The organism is Shewanella sp. Isolate11, from assembly GCF_022398315.1.
In the GTDB taxonomy this organism is placed as follows: domain Bacteria; phylum Pseudomonadota; class Gammaproteobacteria; order Enterobacterales; family Shewanellaceae; genus Shewanella.
The window spans coordinates 179,938-199,488 of record NZ_JAKEVF010000004.1 but is presented as its reverse complement, the minus strand read 5'-3'; the positions used below and the strand labels follow the sequence as shown (position 1 = coordinate 199,488).

Annotated in this window: 16 protein-coding genes and 1 riboswitch; of the genes, 10 read left to right on the top strand and 6 right to left on the bottom strand. The window is 44.4% G+C overall.

The genetic code is table 11. From position 1 onward, the window contains the following. Positions 1–36 precede the first annotated feature (36 nt). The 3 genes from L1D21_RS11845 (at position 37) to asnC (ending at position 1,660) form a co-directional block, all read left to right on the top strand. Positions 37–324, top strand: a complete 288-nt coding sequence (locus L1D21_RS11845; protein ID WP_239845452.1) for a hypothetical protein — start codon at positions 37–39, stop codon at positions 322–324. 74 nt (positions 325–398) lie between these two features. After that, a complete protein-coding gene (gene rluA / locus L1D21_RS11840; protein ID WP_239845451.1) occupies positions 399–1,076 on the top strand; it encodes a bifunctional tRNA pseudouridine(32) synthase/23S rRNA pseudouridine(746) synthase RluA in 678 nt (225 codons plus the stop codon). Between the two features lie 122 nt (positions 1,077–1,198). Next, the gene (gene asnC / locus L1D21_RS11835; RefSeq protein WP_239845450.1) at positions 1,199–1,660 is read left to right on the top strand and encodes a transcriptional regulator AsnC; all 462 of its coding nucleotides are present in this window, start codon (positions 1,199–1,201) and stop codon (positions 1,658–1,660) included. Positions 1,661–1,931: 271 nt separating this feature from the next. Here the strand turns inward: asnC and L1D21_RS11830 are convergent, their stop codons facing one another. The 3 genes from L1D21_RS11830 to L1D21_RS11820 all read right to left on the bottom strand — a co-directional run bounded on the left by L1D21_RS11830 (position 1,932) and on the right by L1D21_RS11820 (position 5,268). Continuing rightward, positions 1,932–3,041, bottom strand: coding sequence for a succinylglutamate desuccinylase/aspartoacylase family protein (locus L1D21_RS11830; RefSeq protein ID WP_239845449.1), 1,110 nt, complete (start codon positions 3,039–3,041; stop codon positions 1,932–1,934). Next, a complete protein-coding gene (gene lysC, locus L1D21_RS11825; RefSeq protein WP_239845448.1) occupies positions 3,041–4,396 on the bottom strand; it encodes a lysine-sensitive aspartokinase 3 in 1,356 nt (451 codons plus the stop codon). Before lysC ends, L1D21_RS11830 begins: the two co-directional genes overlap by 1 nt. A 131-nt stretch (positions 4,397–4,527) precedes the next feature. Beyond that, a riboswitch (Lysine riboswitch) is annotated at positions 4,528–4,704 on the bottom strand. Positions 4,705–4,836: 132 nt separating this feature from the next. Next, positions 4,837–5,268 carry a DUF3293 domain-containing protein gene (locus tag L1D21_RS11820; RefSeq protein ID WP_239845447.1) on the bottom strand — a complete coding sequence of 144 codons (432 nt, stop codon included), beginning with the start codon at positions 5,266–5,268 and terminating at the stop codon, positions 4,837–4,839. A gap of 575 nt (positions 5,269–5,843) precedes the next feature. On the opposite strand from L1D21_RS11820, the gene arcA reads away from it, so the two are divergent. The 4 genes from arcA (at position 5,844) to L1D21_RS11800 (ending at position 8,224) form a co-directional block, all read left to right on the top strand. Then, positions 5,844–6,563, top strand: a complete 720-nt coding sequence (gene arcA / locus L1D21_RS11815; RefSeq protein ID WP_239845446.1) for a two-component system response regulator ArcA — start codon at positions 5,844–5,846, stop codon at positions 6,561–6,563. Between the two features lie 452 nt (positions 6,564–7,015). Next, on the top strand, positions 7,016–7,333 hold the full coding sequence (locus L1D21_RS11810; RefSeq protein WP_239845445.1) for a hypothetical protein: 318 nt from the start codon (positions 7,016–7,018) through the stop codon (positions 7,331–7,333). A gap of 7 nt (positions 7,334–7,340) precedes the next feature. Beyond that, on the top strand, positions 7,341–7,640 hold the full coding sequence (locus L1D21_RS11805) for a hypothetical protein (RefSeq protein WP_239845444.1): 300 nt from the start codon (positions 7,341–7,343) through the stop codon (positions 7,638–7,640). 128 nt (positions 7,641–7,768) lie between these two features. After that, positions 7,769–8,224, top strand: coding sequence for a DUF2846 domain-containing protein (locus L1D21_RS11800; RefSeq protein ID WP_239845443.1), 456 nt, complete (start codon positions 7,769–7,771; stop codon positions 8,222–8,224). 127 nt (positions 8,225–8,351) lie between these two features. On the opposite strand, the gene L1D21_RS11795 is transcribed toward L1D21_RS11800, so the two are convergent. Continuing rightward, positions 8,352–10,604: a S9 family peptidase gene (locus L1D21_RS11795; protein ID WP_239845442.1), complete on the bottom strand. Its 2,253-nt coding sequence runs from the start codon at positions 10,602–10,604 to the stop codon at positions 8,352–8,354. A gap of 300 nt (positions 10,605–10,904) precedes the next feature. Here L1D21_RS11795 and L1D21_RS11790 point away from each other — a divergent pair, with 300 nt between their 5' ends. Continuing rightward, complete coding sequence (locus L1D21_RS11790) at positions 10,905–11,894, top strand: class 1 fructose-bisphosphatase (protein ID WP_239845441.1); 990 nt, start codon at positions 10,905–10,907, stop codon at positions 11,892–11,894. Positions 11,895–12,263: 369 nt separating this feature from the next. Here L1D21_RS11790 and L1D21_RS11785 read toward each other — a convergent pair whose 3' ends face one another. After that, a complete protein-coding gene (locus L1D21_RS11785; RefSeq protein ID WP_239845440.1) occupies positions 12,264–14,051 on the bottom strand; it encodes a flavocytochrome c in 1,788 nt (595 codons plus the stop codon). 374 nt (positions 14,052–14,425) lie between these two features. Between L1D21_RS11785 and L1D21_RS11780 the strand changes: the two genes are divergently transcribed. After that, positions 14,426–16,387 (top strand): transporter substrate-binding domain-containing protein, encoded by a 1,962-nt coding sequence (locus L1D21_RS11780; protein WP_239845439.1) that lies wholly within the window; start codon positions 14,426–14,428, stop codon positions 16,385–16,387. Between the two features lie 11 nt (positions 16,388–16,398). Next, the gene (locus L1D21_RS11775; protein WP_239845438.1) at positions 16,399–17,778 is read left to right on the top strand and encodes a sigma 54-interacting transcriptional regulator; all 1,380 of its coding nucleotides are present in this window, start codon (positions 16,399–16,401) and stop codon (positions 17,776–17,778) included. A 129-nt stretch (positions 17,779–17,907) separates the two neighbouring features. On the opposite strand, the gene L1D21_RS11770 is transcribed toward L1D21_RS11775, so the two are convergent. Continuing rightward, positions 17,908–19,182 (bottom strand): dicarboxylate/amino acid:cation symporter, encoded by a 1,275-nt coding sequence (locus L1D21_RS11770; RefSeq protein WP_239845437.1) that lies wholly within the window; start codon positions 19,180–19,182, stop codon positions 17,908–17,910. Between the last annotated feature and the right edge of the window lie 369 nt (positions 19,183–19,551).

The window sequence follows — 19,551 nt, the reverse complement described above, 5'->3', positions numbered from 1 at the left end:
ATTACTGTTGAGATGACATACCCAAAAGGATGCAAGATGTTTCCCTATCCAGAACAGTACCGACTCGCTGCACCACCGCTTATCACTGCATTTATGGTGGTATGGTCATTACTGTCTCGACCGATTTTGGGCGATGCTAACCCTATAGGTTTTTACCCGCTATTTATGCTGTTTCCGCTAGTGATTTTACTGCATGGCCATTTGATCTGGTCGGCCAAAGGGATGGAAAAGTTAGATCAATCGATTTACGCCTTTATTCATCTGTCACTGGCATTTGTGGTGTGGACCTTCGCCATTATGCATATCAATGGTCACAGCCTTTAATTGATGAGCATTTAGTTGCGACTAGCAGCAGTAACAGGTATCTTTGCTGCCGCTGATTTATAGATAAACTGACTATGGCCGACTTCCACTACAATCCTCCCACGACCCCTTGGCTCGATATCATCCATCAAGACAAAGATATTTTAGTGGTCAACAAACCTTCAGGCTTATTATCTGTGCCTGGGCGCGAAGCGGCCTATCATGACAGTGTCTACTCACGGGTGTTAAGAGATCATCCCAACGCACAGATTGTTCATCGTCTCGATATGGCAACCTCAGGCATCATAGTTGTCGCGCTCAGACGCAGTGCAGAGCGTGAATTGAAGCGCCAGTTTAGAGAGAGAGAAACGGCGAAAACCTATTACGCTCGGGTCGCTGGCCATGTCAAAGCCGAGGCTGGCAGTATAGATTTCCCGTTAATTTGTGATTGGCCTAATCGCCCAAAACAGAAAGTAGACCATGACATAGGTAAGCCTTCGACCACACTGTTTGAAGTGATAAGCCGCGCCAAACGTTCAACCTTAGTCAAGCTTACTCCAATAACTGGGCGTTCCCATCAACTTAGGGTGCATACTATGGCATTGGGACACCCTATTCTGGGAGACAACTTTTATGCCGATCCATTGGCTAAAAGCCTAGCACCTCGCCTGCTATTGCACGCCCAGTCATTAACCATCAAACACCCCTACAGCGGCGAAACTATGACCTTCGCTACCGAAATCCCGTTTGTAGAGACTACTGAACTTCAGTAAATCTAATAATACCGCTCAATGAAAAATCGTGATCTACGAATAAAATACGCCATTTTATTAGCCGTTTGATAAAAAATACCGTAAATTAATCAACAATATTATTGATTGACGATTAATTACTTATGGATAGTTCATTTCAACGTGATCAGCTAGATAACCAGATTCTTTCGGCGCTAATGGAAGAAGCCCGCACCCCTTTCGCCGAACTGGCTAAACGCTTTGGTGTCAGCGCCGGAACGATTCATGTGCGAGTGGAAAAGATGAAACAGGCGGGTATTATCACGGGTGCGCAAATCACAGTGAACCCTAAAGCCTTAGGCTACGATGTCTGCTGTTTTATTGGCATTAACCTCAAAAGCGCAGGTGATTACCCCGCCGCGATAGCTAAACTCAATGCACTGGATGAAGTGACGGAAGCCTACTACACCACGGGTAATTACAGTATTTTTGTCAAAGTGATGTGTCAGTCGATTGATGCACTGCAGCATGTGTTGATTAACCGAATTCAGTCGATCGATGAAATCCAATCAACCGAAACACTAATCAGCCTACAAAATCCCATCATTAGGGCAGTGAAGCCTTGATCCTCCTAAAAACAATCTAATACCAATCAAAGTAAATTAGTGATCAGCCCGCTTTATAAAAGAATGGGCACAGGAATAATTGTCGAGAACAAGGCGTAAATTGCAGTAACTAGTTATTCTAATAACAAAATTTACAACACGGTTATCGGCGATTTTAACTTGCAAGAATGATCAGATAATTACTGCGATTGGTATATAGACATAAGCTAAGAAATAATCCATACAAAGGAGCCATTTGGCTCCTTTTTAATTCTGTTTATTCAACAACAACTCAATCAATATCAAACAGATTGGTCATCACTTTATAAAGCTCTGTCCCTTGATAAACTGAGGCGGAAGCAAAATGTAAAATTGGTACGCAGTCCTGTGGCAAACTCAAACTGGTTAACGCGTTATCGCTGCCATATTGATCCAAGCGTAAAACCTGCGCCAATGGCTCACCAGCCGCCAATACTTGCCCTAACTTCGCCTGATACTGCACCATGCCGCCCATGGGAGCATGAAACTTCTTATAGTCCTTCAGGTAACAGGCCTGTCGCTGCATTTTAGCCGCATCGACCTTATCGGCAATCACCCCACGGTGACTCAAATACGCCATGATACCTTCAGCATCAACTTGCGCATCGTCCAAATCGATATGCTCCTGAGAGCCCAATTCAAGGGTAAAAGCTGACACAGGCACCTTAAGTTCGCGCCCCTGGGATTTTAGATATTCACTTAAGCGCCACCAAGGACAGAATATCGCCTCATCCATTGCACCACCAAAATCATTGGGGATAGCTAAGGTATAAGGAATTGAAAACCACTTAGCCGCTGGCAGGTCGTACTCAGGACAATACAAGTGTTTACAGGATTTAGGCCCAGTATGCAGATCCAGCACAATATCTGCTTCATGTCCCATCTGTTGTAAACTCACCGCTTGTCGGTGACCGGTAGTGACACCCCAAGAAAGTTGCAGGCGCTGCTGGCAATCGGCGATTAACTGAGCACGATATTGCATAATTAACTCATTATCGTCCAACTCACTATGAGCTTGATACCAAGCTGCGATATCCAGTTGACTGTCTAAATATTCCCGATTCCAGTTAACCCCGGTGATAGGATCGAAACGGCCTAAGGTAAACTCACCGCTTTTCTGATTAATCCCTAAAGGATTAGCCAGAGGTACTAGAGTTATTTTACCTAATATTTCGCTTTGCTCTAAGCATTTAAGCAGCTGATAAATAACGGCGTTACCCTGCACTTCGGCGCCATGAACATTGGCTTGAATATAGACGCTGGGGCCGATTATTTGTGGTGGTACAAACTGAAAAATGGGCAAGTCAAGATCTTGCCCAGTCGCTAACTCGCCCACTTTTAGCGCACTACGTTTTGGCTTCATTACGCGCCTTCGAATAGGTTTTCGTGTAATGAACGTACCACTTGCGCCGCTTCAGACTCAGCGACCAATACACATAAGTTATGCGGGCTAGCCCCCTGACAAATCATGCGTACATTATGTGGCTCAAGCACTTCAAATACGCGGCGACATACCCCTGCGGTTGAAGCAATTTTGTTACCCACAATAGCAACCAAGGCAAGGTTATCTTCAACACGCACACGACAATGCTGAGATAGCTCTTGCAGCAATGATTCGTTAAGCAGGCTATTACCAGCCGAATCAGAACCGGTTTTATCTAGGGTAAGTGAAACGTTCACCTCAGAGGTCGTGATTAAATCAACACTGATCTTATGGCGAGCAAGTGTGGCAAATGTTTCCGCAAGGAAACCTTGAGCATGCAGCATCTGCAGACTGTGTAAATTAAGTAGCGTTTGATCGCGGCGCACCGCCACTGCACGATAAATCGGTTCATCACTGACTTGGTGACGGATCCAAGTACCGCCCAGATCAGGAGCTTTACTAGAACCCACAAAGACCTGAATTTTTTGTCTTACCGCAGGCAAAATTGTAGCGGGATGCAACACCTTGGCACCAAATGTTGCCATCTCTGCCGCTTCATTAAAGCTGATCTCTTTGATCGGACGAGCGTTAGGGGCTAAACGGGGATCGGTAGTATAGATACCTGCAACATCGGTCCAAATCTCAACCGCTGACGCAGATAATGCTTCGGCCAGTAGCGCCGCAGAATAATCGCTACCGCCACGGCCTAAGGTTGTAGTTGCACCGTTAACATCTGAACCAATAAAGCCTTGAGTCACGATACGCTGACTAGTTAGCAATGGCGCTAAATGTTGCTCACAAAGCGCAGCAACTTGTTCAATTTGTGGCTCTGCACGACCAAAATGGCTGTCGGTACGCATCACTTGGCGCACATCAAACGCCGAAGCTGACTCGCCTTTTTCACGAAGCACGGCAGCAAATAACGCTGAAGAACACTGCTCACCTTGAGCCAGCAACTCATCCATAATTGATTTGCTTGGTTGCTCTTTTAATGACTCGCTCAACACGCTAATACGGCTCAACACTGTATCAACACGGGCGGCAACATCAGTAGGGTGACCCAGTTCATCCAGAATTCGATATTGAATTGAAGCGATATCTTTCAGCAGTTGCTTACGACGATCATCGTCGATGTTTGGCTGAGTCAACTCAACCAATAAGTTAGTCACACCGCTGGAGGCACTAACAACAACCACTCGGGTATTGGGATTGGCAAGAACAATATCGGCACACTTCTGCATCGATTGATAATCAGCAACCGAAGTACCACCAAATTTAGCGACGACAATAGACATTAGCTCACCTCAACTTGATTGTTTGAGATAGGCGTTAACACAGATAAAGAAAACATGATTAAGCTCCGAACCAACTTCGTTCGAAGAGCCTGGTGCAAAGATTACGCACCCCAAGACGGGAAACAGCGATCACCACCAGAAGCTCTCCACCAAAAAACAGGTGACAATCGACGGGATTCAGCCCTGACGACCGATAAGCAAATGTAACCAAACCAGTGCCTATCTCGGCGTTAATCTCCCTCATAAACCGTCACAGGAGTTTGGACTCCTCTAGCTTACTACCTAGTTAACGCTCCTCTTCTGTATCTCAATCTCCTGAAAGACTAAGAAGTGTGGAAATTAGCAAAAAATTATCTAGTAAGTCAATGGACTTTGAATGTAACAGTTAAATTTTTACCTAATAAGATAGTTCATAGCGCTGAAGTCGCCATTTTAAGTGCTTACGCACAAAGATCCGGTAACTCGCTTACTACGTGAACCCGAGCAGAAAAATGCCCTAAAGACAATTCAGGATAAGATAACAAGCAAGGCACTAATTGCAGTTGATCCTGCTGAATATAGTAAATCGCGTTTTGATGAAACTCTTTAGCCAGTTCAACGGCATCACGCTTATCCATTGGAATAGCCCAACTTTTCTCCATATGACTTAGATCCAGTGAACTGCCCACCAGCGAGCGATAAGGATGCTTTAATGTTTCAATTCGAAGTTGTAGCTGTCTGTCGAGTAAGCGATTTTGAGGGGCTGAGAGGGTTTCACCTCTAGGGTTGTGGGCGGTGACAATAGCAAAGGATAAAACGGGAGAAAGCGGTTGAGTTAGCAAAAACTGGGTTTGTTGGTAACAATGCCAAACATGATCGGTTGCAGTGCTCATCACTAAATTATTCCTAAATTAGATTCGAAAGATTATAGCAAAACCGCTGAAAAAACCTATAGCTGTGAAAGAGATCACTTTATTAAATTTCATCAATACCCTTAAAAACAGATACTTACTCTAAATAATGTGATTTAAGTCAAATCTCAACATAAATTTTTTAACATTTCATTTGTTAACAAATGGATAAAGCGAGTACAATAAGAATGTTGGTTCGCTTCTACTCATCAAGACGATGAAATACTTTTGGTTTGTCTGATTACAGACGCTGTAACCTAAAGTTAGTCAATTTCCTGTATAAAATGTGAGCTTCGGCTGTTGTAGCATTGAAACTTGAAATTAATTAATAGTTATTGAGGAACTATTTCCGGCTATTGTTAATCGAAGTGAATGCAGTTCGCGTTTCTTTATAGATAGATACGCATACTTTACTAATCATGAAGTGTGTTGCTGTTTCAAACCTGTTTTTATGAATGCACCTGCGTGAATCAGTAATTGTCAACACGACAAGTAGGGCGCCATTAAAGCCGCGCTCATGGTTAGAACGGATTTAAATCAATATTAGGTACTTAAATATGCAAAACCCGCACATTCTGATCGTTGAAGATGAAGCCGTTACCCGGAACACGCTAAGAAGTATTTTCGAGGCTGAAGGATATGTGGTAACTGAAGCCAATGATGGCGCAGAAATGCATAAAGCCATGCAGGAAAACAAGATTAACCTCGTCGTTATGGATATTAATCTTCCTGGTAAAAACGGACTTTTGCTAGCCCGTGAACTTCGTGAAATCAATAATATAGGCCTAATCTTCCTCACTGGCCGTGACAACGAAGTAGACAAGATTTTAGGGCTAGAAATTGGCGCAGATGACTACATCACTAAGCCATTCAATCCTCGCGAGCTAACGATCCGTGCACGTAACCTGCTAACTCGAGTTAACAGCACTGGTGCTGAAACCGAAGAGAAAAGCGCAGTTGAATATTATCGTTTTAATGGCTGGAGCTTAGAGATCAACAGCCGCTCTTTGGTTAGCCCACAAGGCGAGTCATACAAGCTGCCACGCAGTGAGTTCCGTGCCATGCTGCACTTCGTTGAAAACCCAGGCAAGATCCTAACTCGCGCCGACTTATTGATGAAGATGACAGGCCGTGAGCTTAAGCCACATGACCGTACTGTCGATGTCACTATCCGTCGTATTCGTAAGCACTTCGAAAGCTTGCCAGATACGCCAGAAATCATCGCTACGATCCATGGTGAAGGCTATCGTTTCTGCGGTAACTTAGAAGAAGCCTAATCACTTCTCCTTTAATAAACTAAGCCAGTCTAACGACTGGCTTTTTTGTGTCTGGAACACTTCTTATAAACAAAGAGTGCCAAAACCCAGGCACCAAAATGTTCCCTACATTTTTGGCATTTCCTCCATCAATGGAGGTCAGATGATAGTTTTGGTATTTGTACATGGACTGTACTTATCCCCGGTGATCAGTACCAAAATAAACCAAAAGCCTTCTGGTTAAGTAATGGCAATTCAAGGTTCACTTTTAATAGATAATACAAATTAATTATGGTACGTTGATTGGTGGAAGATATTTCACCTTAAGTTACAACGGGATATAGAACTTAACTCATGGATTGAGTTGTCCAGAACATAACCTCTTTCCAAACCTATCTTTATCTAAGTTCATCCTCCAGAAGACATTGGTTTTAACCTCGGTAATTTAGTTTCAATTTTTACAAGGAGATAAAATGAAACTACAGAATTTAGCCTTCGCCATTGGGCTAATATCCCTCAATGCAACTGCTCAAGATGCACCACCAATTGAAAACATTTCTCTAATCAACACAGAATCAGATACTTTGTCTGTGCAAAATTTTTCAGGTAGCTCTTTCACTATTGATATCTATGGGAAAGAATTCGATATCAAGCCATCTTCAGGTCTTTCTTTTCAATGTGAAGGTCATACGTACTTGGAAATTTTGGTAAAAAATATGATTCATGACTATTTCGAAGTCCCTTGTAATAGTCGAGTTATTTTTGAAAAAAACTTCAACATTCAGCAATAGGTTAACAATGAAAAGAATAATTTTAACTTCGGTTGCCATTGCTTTATTCGGCTGTGGTGGCTCAAACTCAGATGGCTCATCTAAATCAACTTATTCCTCTTGTAAAATTACACAATCAAGCGCCTTGCTTGCTAGTGACCGTGAACGTGACTTAAAACAGTGCTGGAATGCCCCAGGTAAAGGTTATGAAAGTATGGGAGATGCATTGCAATGGTGCGAATCACAAATTAATACGTATATTGCAAATACCTATCTTGTTGGCCACTCGGTAACTTATGTAGCTGAATCAACCTATTGTAAGAGTTAACAACTCTAAGAACATGCATAACCACCCTAACTTCCTAGATTAAAAAATAACGGTTTGCATGCAATTCCTATTCAAACATTAAATCATGTATCTAACGATATTTTACTATTACAAATTAGGGCATAAAAATGAAACTTAAAATACTAGCATCAGCTTTAATGATATCCATTCTATCCGGCTGTGCATCTGTTCCACTTGAAGATTCAAAAACATCAAACAAAGCCAAAGAATTTAAAGTTCCCACTAATGACAAATCTGGACTGTATATTTATCGTTCAGGTGGCTTTGGGGGGGCCCTAAAAAAAGATATTTGGGTAGATGGTGAATGTATCGGAGAAAGTGCTCCCAACGTGTTTTTCTACGTTGAACTACTTGGAGATAAGGATTACAAGGTTTCTACTGAGTCAGAGTTTTCTCCTAATGACCTAATAGTACAGATCGAATCAGGAAAGAATTACTTTGTTCGGCAATATATGAAATTTGGAGCCTTTGTAGGTGGAGCAGGTTTAGAACTGATTGATGAAGAAAAAGGAAAAAAAGAGGTCTCAAAATTAAAAATGGCAAAACAAGGAAAATGCAGCTAATAGTTTGATTAAAAGAGTAAATATATTCACCAAATAAGCGAAAAAAAGCCCTATCGCTTTCAAAACGACAGGGCTTCACTTACCGCTTAAAACTTACCGCTCGCTCCTCTAACCCCGAACCTCGCAGCTATCTTTTCAGTTGCTTCTCGAGAAAATCTGCCAATGAAAGATATAGGTGATTCTGCACCTTCTCACCACGCATCGAATGCTTAGACCCCGGATAATCGATCATCTGGAACAGTTTGCCTTCATCCTGCAGAGCCTTATACACGCGGGTACTATTTTCAAATAACACGTTATCGTCCGCCATGCCGTGATACATCAACAAGCCGGATTGATAACCCTTAACATAAGGGAAGACACTGCTGGCTTCATAACCTTTAGCATTGCTCACAGGGTCTGACAGATAACGCTCGGTATAATGCGTGTCGTACAGTGCCCAGTCGGTAACAGGTGCACCAGAGATTGCGGCCTTAAAATGTGTCGGAGCCTTAAACAAGCTCATCAACGCCATATAACCACCATAGCTGTGACCATAAATAGCGACATTGTCACCGTCGACATACGCTAGGCTACGCAAGTAATCGACACCCGCTTTCTGATCGTTAACTTCCGCGTCACCCAAGTGTTTATAAATCACTTGTTCGAAACGAGTACCACGATGCGCCGAGCCACGATTATCCAACTGGAATACGATAAAGCCTTGTTGCAATAAATACTGGGTAAAGTAGTCATGACTACTCCAGCTGTTAACAACCAACTGAGCATGTGGACCGCCATACACGCGAACTACCACCGGATATTGCTTTTTAGCATCAAAATCGACCGGCTTAAATAGACGGTATTGCAGTGTCTGGCCATCTTCGGCTTTTATCTCACCGAAGGTCGGCAACTGCCATAAGCCGAAATAAGGATGTAGCGGATGTGAGTCGTCTAATTTATTTTTCTCAACCCAAGCCAATCGCTGACCATTTTCATCATGCAGACTGATCTGTGGCGGCTGAGCCAGACTGTTAAAATAGTCAAGGTAGATAGGCTGATTATCGGCAAAAACCGCATCGTGCATACCGCTACGTTGGCTTAATTGCTCGATTTTTCCACCCTTAAGTGGCACTCGGAATAAGTGCTTTTCGATCACGCTGGCTTTACGGCCGGTAAAGTAAACATAACCGCCCTGCTCGTCGACATATTCCACTTGATCGACAGCCCAGTCACCCTTGGTTAATTGGCGAATTAAGCGACCTTGTAGGTCAAACAAATACAGATGATTAAAACCATCACGCTCCGATGCCCAAATGAGTTGCGGCTGTTTTTTCAAGAAACGTAAGTCTTTATTAAGATTAACCCATGCATCGCTGCGCTCTTGAATAACAACATCGGCAGTTTCTTGATTACGTAGATCCGCAATACGTAAATCTAACTGATGCTGATCTCGGCTTTGCCATTGGAAAGAAAGCTGCTTGCTATTGGGTAACCATTTTACTCGTGGCAAGTAGATATCTTTCTCTTTGCCAATATCGATCCATTTCACCTGCTTGTTGTCGATATTAACGACCCCAAGCTCAATGGTGATATTGTTCTGACCCGCTGCAGGATAACGCTGCTCAGTCAGCTTAATACCGTCAGCATAAATTTCATTGCGCGTCACTAGCTCAACGCCGGACTCGTCAATACGGGTAAAGGCGATAGCCGATTCATCCGGCGCCCACCAGTAACCTGTCATACGCCCCATCTCTTCTTGGGCGACAAACTCAGCCATGCCGTTCTTAATCGCCCCGCCACCATCGGTGGTCAGTGCGGTTAAGGCCGACGTTTTGATGTTAAGCAGATACAGGTTTTGATCTCGTACAAAGCTAACAAAATGGCCTTTAGGTGACAGTCTGGCATCGGTAGTAAAGCCTTCACCGGTAGGTAGCTGCGTCACTTTGCCATCGGCAACCGAGTAATAATACAGCGCCCCTGAAGCAGGGATCAGAATCGCCTGACTATCTTCAGACCAGAAGTATTCCATGATCCCTTGACCATAGATGCGCTGACGCTCACGGCGGGCTTTCTCTTCATCGGAGAGTTCGGCGATTTTAAGATCATCGGCATTAATCAATACCTTTTGTTCGCCGCTGGCCACATCCATCTGCCATAAATCGTAAAAGTATTGATCGTCATCACGACCGGCAAGGTAAGTCACACGCTTACCATCCGGTGACAACTTAAGGCCACGAGGACTGGTTCCTGCTAACGCTGGCGAAGCTGAGATACGTTCGATTGTCAGTGGCGTAGTACCCCCGACAGGCTGTTTTAAAGCGGGTTGCGACGCGCTGGCCGACTGAGAGAAAAGCATAGGGAGCACCATGAGGGCTGAGCTTATCCATGTTTTATTCATTATTATATCCTGGATAGAAAACTAATTCAGTTAAGCCTGATGGGATCTAGGCGCAGGCATTGTGCCTTAATTCGATAAAAACTTCGAGTCGGAGAGTAAAAGTCTAAGATCGAAGGAGAGTAAATACAAACGCTAAACTTCATCCAGAAAAACGCTATAGCCGCTATTTCCCCCTGCAATGCTAAGCGGTAACAACTCGCGACATCTAGCGATTTAAGGTAGAATCTGCGCAATAATTACAACATCAAATAAGATCCGACCTAAAACGAGAGTTTAACTCTTACTGTCAAAGGGAATAACATGCAAACTCTGGCACAACACTTAAGTTCACAAGGGATAGATGCTCCTTTGTCGCAACTCATTCTGACCTTAGCTGACACCTCTAAAGCCATTAGCCAAGCCGTTCGTCATGGTGCATTGGCTGGCATACTGGGGGCAACTGAACAAGAAAATGTTCAGGGCGAAACCCAAAAAAAATTAGATGTGATCACTAACGATATGCTCAAAGACGCGCTCAAGGCTGACAGCACAGTGCGCGGTTTAGCCTCTGAAGAGGAAGACCATATCGTCGAAGTGGGTCAGAGTGGTGATTTCTTAGTGTGTTTCGATCCACTCGATGGCTCATCGAATATCGATATTAACTCACTAGTGGGAACTATCTTCTCGGTATTACCTGCGCCTAAAGGGGAGTTAACACAACAGAGTTTCTTGCAATCGGGTCGTAACCAAGTGGCCGCTGGCTATGTGTTATATGGTCCATCGACCATGTTAGCCCTCACCACTGGTCAAGGGGTACAGCTGTTTACCCTTAACCCTGAAACCAACGAATATCTACTGACTAACCCAGCGATGTCGATCAGCAAAGATACCGCCGAGTTTGCCATCAACATGTCAAACCAACGCTTCTGGGAAGCGCCAATGCAGACCTATATTGGCGATCTTTTACTGGGAAAAATTGGACCACGTGAAAAAGCCTTCAACATGCGCTGGATTGCAGCTATGGTTGGCGATGTGCATCGAGTCTTATGTCGTGGTGGCTTATTCACCTACCCCACAGACAATAAAAACCCAGAAAAGCCATACAAGCTGCGTTTAATGTATGAAGCCAACCCTATGTCTTTATTAGTAGAACAAGCGGGCGGCAAGGCGACTACTGGCTATGAAACCATCTTAGATATCACGCCTAGCAATATCCATCAGCGTGTGGCGGTGATCTTAGGCTCGGCCAACGAAGTCGATACTTGTCTCGAATATCATCAAGTGGATTACAGCGAAGAGCCCAGCCTCTAGCAGCTAATGACTCAATAAAAAAGTCGCCATGGCGACTTTTTTATTAACGGTTTAATGATAAAAACACTAGATATTAATTTTTCAACTTTAAGCTTTAATCTTACTGCTTACCGCTTACCGCTTACCGCTTACCGCTTACCGCGGCCATTAAATATAAACACAAATCCATGTACAAATACCAAAGCTATCATCTGACCTCCATGCATGGAGAAAATGCCATAAATGTAGAGAACATTTTGGTACATGGACTTTGGCATAAGCGTTCCTGACACAAAAAAAACCAGCCTCCGTGCTGGTTTTTTAGGGGCGTCATCCATAACACCATTCATCATCCTAAAACGTTTTACTGATTAATCAGCTACTAGCAAACTAGTGCTCTTTAGCATATTTAGCAGCTTGTTCACCCGCTAAGCGACCAAAGGTGATGATATCCGAAATCGCGTTACCACCCAGACGGTTAGCACCGTGAACACCACCTGTGACCTCACCCGCACCATAAAGACCAGGGATAACTTGCTTCTTCGCATTAACGATTTCAGCTTTAGTATCAATCATCACACCGCCCATGGTGTGGTGTACACCTGGAGTAACTTCAATCACGTAGTAGTTACCTTCGTTCAGCGCTCGAGGTAGGTTTGGACGCTCAAAGTCTGCATCTTTACCACTCTTCACAAACTCATTATAACGGGCTACGGTTTCGGTCATCGCTTTACCATCGATACCTTGCATTTCACCGAGTTTCACCAGTGAGCTTGCCGTTGGTGCAACACCTAAACCGATATATTTATCAATCTTAGACAGAGACTTACGTACTGAGTCATCGAATAACAAGAAGGCTGACTTACCGGTTTGTTTTAAGATAGCCGCAGATGCTTTATCACGAGTGGTGATTTCGTTGACGAAACGCTTACCTTCGCGGTTAACCAAAATAGCACCGTTACCACGTACTGCTTCGGTAACCATTACGCCACCTTTGACAGACAATGTTGGATGCGCCTGAATATATTCAACATCTTTCATTGCTGCACCTGCATTCGCCGCAACATCGAGGCCATCACCCACTGCACCTGGTTGGTTAGTTGAGATAAAGCCTTTGAGTTTAGGATCTAGCTTAGCAACGCGATCATTGTTCTTAGCAAAACCACCGGTTGCCAGAATGACGGCATCGGCTTTAACCCAGTAATAACCCGTATACATACCTTTAACTAAGATACCTTTTACTTTGTCGCCATCTTTAAGGATTTCAACACCACGAGTATTCATGCGCAAGTCGATGTTACGCTGCATCGCATTATCATAAAGCACTTGCACCACGTGAGCGCCAACGCCTGCACCGCCCGTTGGACGATGTGAACGGTTAGCCGATGCGCCGCCCATACGACCTATGTCGTTAAGGTCTGCCCCCATCTTCGTCATCCAGTCAACTGAACCTTTTGAGTGTGAACTTAAGATCTCAACCAAGGCGGGATCGTTAATATCACGGCCACCTTTCATGGTGTCTTTGTACATAGACTCTGCGCTGTCTTCGATACCCTTAGCTTTCTGTTGGTCTGTCCAAGCAGCGTTCATACCGCCAGCAGCTAACTTAGCATTACCACCAATGACGGGTTCTTTCTCGATGAGAATCACTTTGGCGCCATTATCATGGGCAGATACCGCGGCAGAGAAACCTGCACCGCCAGAACCGACAACCACAACATCTACTGTGTCTCTAGGTGCGCTAGCAAGAGCAGCTTGACGTTCGGCTTTATCTTTAGTTAATTCATCAATTGTAGGTTCATGACGTTCCCACTTCTTAGCGTAAGGCATATTGAAATCGAAGCTATGGCAAGAGTCGCAATACACCATAGATTTTTCGTGGGCACTGTGGCAAGAAGTACAAGAAACATCGCCAGGGAAGTGAGAGTCGTGAGCGTTATAGTGTTCATGCTTGGTTAACTCAGCGACCTCTTTAAGGCTGCCGTGACACGAAACACATTGCTGGTTTTCATAGGTTAGGCTGTCGTTGGATAAGTCGCCATCAGGGGTATGACAGCTATCACACTCTTGGTTTTGGGCATGGAACTCAGCAAGATTATCTGCCGCCATTGCATTACCCATAAAAGCACCAGTACCCATGATGGTTGCTAGACAGACTGCTAGTTTCATCTTTTTCATTTTTTGCTCCCCCTCCAAAGCGAATCAAATCTCAGACTCAGCCCGGAAATACGCATGTAATTATCAGTAAATTTAATATTCATTAAGTGCCGTTATCACTGCTCTATGACATCGACTCAGACTTAATTTCGAGTTCATCATTGCTCAAGCTCGACAGCCCAGCAATCGGATAACTCAAATAGCAACAAGAAATGGTGTCTCTATCACAAGCCCCAAAAATCACTATGCAAACTTGCATAAACCCAAGGGGCTATATGCAAAATTGCATAGCCAAAAGCGGCCTAGATCACCTTGCTAAAAATGCTACATAATTAATTGCTAATTCGCGCATTGCTGCACAGTTTCATCGATGACATGAAAGGTAAAATAGCGCCATGAGATATTTATGGTTATTGCTTATCAGCCTCCCTTTTGCAGTATGCTCGCAAGAGAGTATCGTGTTTGGGGTGCACTCCAATACGGCCCCTTTAGAATGGCGCAACAATGGCGTGGATCAGGGCTTTAACCTCGAGCTGCTTGAACGGATCGGCCAGCGGATCGATAAGCGCATCTTAGTCAGACGCAAAAGCTTTCAACAGCTGGTTTATGATGTGCATCAACCCGATAGTGATATCGATATCATTGCCGTCGTTAGCCCTGTCACTCTAGATCGCCAATTAAGTCAATCAGACCCTATCTATGTCACTCACGCCAAGGCGTATACTCTGCATGGTTCAGCGCTGATCACCAGCTGGCTCGACTTACAGGGTAAACGGGTTGCCATAAAAAATGGCTCCTTCGTCGATGTGTACCTGTCGGGGTCACCACAACAATTTGAGCGTATCGATGTCGATCTGTATGAAACTGGATTTCAGCAGATGATAGATAACCAGGTCGATGTAGTGATTGCCGAGAGCTTTGTCGCCCGACGTCTACTCCCCCTTTACCCAGCAGTTCGCAGTTCCAGTGATGCCTTAATCTTTGGCGCCTTCAACTTTGTGGCCAATAAAGAAAAAGCCGCCTTAATGAGCCAAATTAACGATGCCTTAAGACAACTAAAACTGTCTGGTGAATACGATGAATTAGTTAATAAATGGTTCGGCACAGGTCGAGAAAAAGTCGACCTCACCTCCACCGAACAAAAGGTATTTGTGTTGGCGATTTTTATCGCCTCTATTTCTGCCCTTGGCATGCTCTACACCGGTTATATCAGCTTGCGATTACGCCGACGAACTCAGGCACTGGATATGGAGCTAAAACATCGCCATCGCGTCGAAGCTGAAATTTCCGAGTTATCGACACAATTTCAATCTGTGTTGGATGGTATTCCCCATGGCGTGACCATTATTAGCCAAACCATGCAACGCCTGTGGAGTAACGATAACAATATCCAGCTACTGGTTTCCGAGGAGTTTCAATATGCAGATGGCCAGCCCTTTTTATTAAAAACTGCAGTGCTTGAGGTATTAAACACTCAACAATCCATCAAAGCCGATATGCACTATCGGCAACAATTTTGGCAGTTACAGATCCACCCCATAGCGCAAGATCAAGTGGTCGTGCTATTAGAAGAATCCACCGAACAACATAGATTAAGGCAAGCCAACGAAGAGAGTAGCCGTCTGGCGTCTCTGGGTGAGCTCTCTGCGGGGATCGCCCACGAGATCAACAATCCCACAGGATTAATCGTTCACGCAGCGTCACTGTTCAGCGCTGCCATTAAAGATTTGGCTCCGGCGAGCAGCCATTATCAGAAGCAAAACCCCTTCTGGCAGGTAGCCGGGTTAGCCCCAGATATCGCCATAGAAGAGTTACAACACAGCTGCCAAACCATAGAAGATGGTGCTCAGCGGATCGGACGTATTGTGCATGACTTAAAACGTTATGCCATGCCGCATATTGCCGATGAACATAGCATAATCAGCCTGAATGAAGTGGTACAAGTCTCACTGCGGCTCACCGCCAATCAGACTAAGACTCTGCAGCTGAACCTCAACTTGTATGAGCCTAGTCCGACTATCAGTGGTGATGCTCAGCAGTTGCAACAAGTGCTGATTAATCTTATCCAAAATGCCTGCCACGCCTGTGAAGCCCATGCTGGAGTTATCTGCATCGAAACCACAATCAATCAAGATAAAGCGGTGTTAAAGATCAGCGACAATGGCTGCGGCATGGATAACGACACGCTCAAGCGAGTAACAGAGCCTTTCTTTACCACCAAACGCACCGAAGGTGGAACTGGCTTAGGGCTGTCTGTGAGCAGCCGCATCATTAAACAACATCATGGACAAATGCAGATGCAATCTAGACTTAACAAAGGCACCAGCATCAGCCTGACATTTGCACTGCAGCAATAGGAAACCAAGCGATGAAACTGGCAAGAAACATTCTTTTAGTCGACGATGAAGCCTCATGGCTAAGAACCTTAGCCATTACTTTACAACGCTTTGTGCCCGATGCGGATATCGATACTTGCGTCGATAGTCGTCAAGTACAAAACCGACTTAGCGTGGGCGATTATGCCTTAGTGTTACTCGATCTCACCATGCCGTTTCATTCAGGTGAAGAGCTACTGGCGATGATCCGCAGTGATTTTCCCAATACTCGCGTGATTATTGTCACCGGTGTTAATGAGGTCGATACTGCGGTGCGCTGTATTAAAAAAGGCGCCTATGATTATTTTATTAAGACAGATAATGTTGAAGGATTAGCGCATACAGTTCGCCGCGCCCTGGAAGTTGTAGGTCTTGAACGTAACTACCTGCATATCAAAGAACGCTTCCTAAGTCGCACTCTGGCTAACCCCAAAGCCTTTAATAATATCCTGACTTGTGAACCACAACTGTTAGATCAATTTCGTTATCTCGAGGCGGTGGCCTTTAGTTCTGAGCCACTGTTGATCTGCGGTGAAAGTGGCACAGGCAAGACCGAGTTTGCTAAATCTTGCCATCATCTGTGTAACCCCGATGCGCCTTTTATCGGCCTTAACCTTAATGGGCTGAGCAGTGAAGCTTTTGAGCAGAAACTATTTGGTCAGCTGTATCATCACAGCAATGGTGAAATCGATGCCGTGACAGGCTTGTTGCATCAGGTGGGCAAAGGCGTACTGTATCTTAGTGAGATCAGCGCGCTCAGCTTAAATGCGCAGGCAAAGTTACTCGAACTGATTGAGAGCAAACAATATTCTCCTCTAGGGAGTGACACTTACTACCCGGTAAAATGCAAGTTTGTGCTTTCAACCCAAGAAGATCTACTCAAGCGTCATCAAGCCGGTACATTCCGGAGCGATCTACTTTACCGCATTCGCGCCCATAAAATTAAACTACCTTCTCTGGCCGACAGGCCATTAGATATCACTATGCTGATCAATCATTTCATTGCGCTAGCCGCAGAAGAGTTACAACTGCCACCCCCTATCCAGCCGACCGATTTAGCGGCTAAACTGGCCAATTACGCCTTTCCCGGCAACCTGCATGAATTAAAAGGAATGGTGTTCGATGCCGTGAGTCGCAGTGATGGCTTGGCACTGAACACTTCGGCCTTTATGGAAGCGATTAATGAGCACAAATCGTTAAACCAAACCCCACAAGATAACATTATCTTCCCAAAGGTATTGCCCACCTTGGCACAGATGAATCAAGCGCTAATGGATGAAGCCATGAGCCGCACAGCCAATAATCAAACCGCCGCCGCACAGATATTGGGGATTAGCCAAAGCGCCTTGAGTCGCAGGCTAAAAGGGCATTAAGTCATTACTTTATTGAAGATTCTCTCAGCCTTAACCACATAAAAGAAAGCCCGCCGGATGGCGAGCTTTTGTCCTAATTTGAACTTGGATCTGTGGCTATACTTTTTGTTGCGAGTCCTAGTTTAGCGCTTAGCGATTTTCCGCTGGTAATCCTTGCACAGGATCTGCTGTGTGTTCGAGCTCATGCTCCTTTTCGGTGGCATCGACTATGGTTAATACCGCTGTGTCGCCGACAACATTACAAGACGTGAGCACCATATCGATCAATCGATCCAAAGCGGCAACAATCACAAACGCTTCAACCGGCAGGCCCATCTGATGGATCAATACGCCAATCATCACCATACCGCCGCCAGGTACACCACCTGCACCCACTGAAAGCAAGAAGATACTAAATAACAATGCAGGTAGTTGCTCCATGGCAATCGGTGCGCCAAAGGAGTTCGCTACAAAGAAGATAGCGATAGTGATATAAATCGATACGCCCCCCATGTTCATCGTCGCACCCAGTGGTACACCAAAACCAGCTACAGCTCGTTTAACTCCAAGCTTTTCTGTCAAGGTACGCATGGTGACGGGAATGGTCGCATTTGAACTTGCAGTAGAAAGCGAAAATAGGATTTGCTCTTGGGTTTTGGCACGAAACTCCTTCGCGCTGATAGGAGTAAACAGACTCACTGCAAAAGGATAAACAACAAAAATCCACAGGAGTAACAGTGCTAAAATCACCACAAGATATTCGATAACACTGAGAAATAGGCTGGCTTCCAGGGTCGCGCCTAGTTTGAGCATCAAGGCAAATACCCCATAAGGAGCCAGCTGCATCACCACGCTGATCAGCTTCATCATCAGCTTATTTGCCTGCTGAAAGCCTTGCTCCAGTAGCGGCAGGCTGCCAGACATTGACTTAATCACTCCGCCAATCAACAGTGCCATAAAAATCACCTGTAGCATATTACCAGAGGTAAAAGCAGACACAGGATTACTTGGTACTATGTTGACTAGAAGTTGCAGCAAGTTAGGCAGCTCAGTGGCGGTAATTTCAACACCGCTGCCACCAGACATATCCACGCCTAATCCGGGCTTAAGCAGTAATGCCACCGACAACGCGGCGAAAATCGCAACTAAGGTATTGATGATATAAAAGCCAAAGGTTTTACCACCGAGGCGACCAAAGCTCTTGAGATCTTTAAGCTCCAGCACGCCACAGACAATACTGACAAATACCAGTGGAACCACCATCATCATAATTAAATTGACGAACATGGTGCCGACTGCAGAGGCCAATTCGATAAGATCATTGGAAAATAGGCTGATATCGCCTAAAACATATTGAATGATTGTGCCCAGAATCAGGCCCGAAAACAGACCAATAAAGATCCGCGTAGAAAGTGATTTTGTCATCTGCTTGCCTTAAATTTGCGTCTCTTGAGTACGCTTATTCTTGTTTATCTTTATAGTAGAAATTCCATCTGAAACTCCCATCGTAAGATCTACGCCTTATCGATTTCGGCCAAGATAGTGGATCATGCTAGGAAAAAGATCAATCACAATCCGCAAAGGTTAAACAAGCTACATCTTGATAACATCACAAAATAAAATTTAAGCGAATGATCTAATTAAATTAATAAAATATAACGCTAAATATTCAAAGCTAAACTTTTACATTTAATCAGATAACACTACCTACTCAGACAAAAAAACCACAAACAACGTAGTTGTTTTATCTTTATTGGATGCAATATTCAAAATTAAAAACCAACAAATAACGAA

Coding starts and splice junctions, on each gene's coding strand:
- L1D21_RS11845 (WP_239845452.1), top strand. CDS start 37: ATGTTTCCCTATCCAGAACAGTACCGACTCGCTGCACCACCGCTTATC.
- rluA (WP_239845451.1), top strand. CDS start 399: ATGGCCGACTTCCACTACAATCCTCCCACGACCCCTTGGCTCGATATC.
- asnC (WP_239845450.1), top strand. CDS start 1,199: ATGGATAGTTCATTTCAACGTGATCAGCTAGATAACCAGATTCTTTCG.
- L1D21_RS11830 (WP_239845449.1), bottom strand. CDS start 3,041: ATGAAGCCAAAACGTAGTGCGCTAAAAGTGGGCGAGTTAGCGACTGGG.
- lysC (WP_239845448.1), bottom strand. CDS start 4,396: ATGTCTATTGTCGTCGCTAAATTTGGTGGTACTTCGGTTGCTGATTAT.
- L1D21_RS11820 (WP_239845447.1), bottom strand. CDS start 5,268: ATGAGCACTGCAACCGATCATGTTTGGCATTGTTACCAACAAACCCAG.
- arcA (WP_239845446.1), top strand. CDS start 5,844: ATGCAAAACCCGCACATTCTGATCGTTGAAGATGAAGCCGTTACCCGG.
- L1D21_RS11810 (WP_239845445.1), top strand. CDS start 7,016: ATGAAACTACAGAATTTAGCCTTCGCCATTGGGCTAATATCCCTCAAT.
- L1D21_RS11805 (WP_239845444.1), top strand. CDS start 7,341: ATGAAAAGAATAATTTTAACTTCGGTTGCCATTGCTTTATTCGGCTGT.
- L1D21_RS11800 (WP_239845443.1), top strand. CDS start 7,769: ATGAAACTTAAAATACTAGCATCAGCTTTAATGATATCCATTCTATCC.
- L1D21_RS11795 (WP_239845442.1), bottom strand. CDS start 10,604: ATGAATAAAACATGGATAAGCTCAGCCCTCATGGTGCTCCCTATGCTT.
- L1D21_RS11790 (WP_239845441.1), top strand. CDS start 10,905: ATGCAAACTCTGGCACAACACTTAAGTTCACAAGGGATAGATGCTCCT.
- L1D21_RS11785 (WP_239845440.1), bottom strand. CDS start 14,051: ATGAAAAAGATGAAACTAGCAGTCTGTCTAGCAACCATCATGGGTACT.
- L1D21_RS11780 (WP_239845439.1), top strand. CDS start 14,426: ATGAGATATTTATGGTTATTGCTTATCAGCCTCCCTTTTGCAGTATGC.
- L1D21_RS11775 (WP_239845438.1), top strand. CDS start 16,399: ATGAAACTGGCAAGAAACATTCTTTTAGTCGACGATGAAGCCTCATGG.
- L1D21_RS11770 (WP_239845437.1), bottom strand. CDS start 19,182: ATGACAAAATCACTTTCTACGCGGATCTTTATTGGTCTGTTTTCGGGC.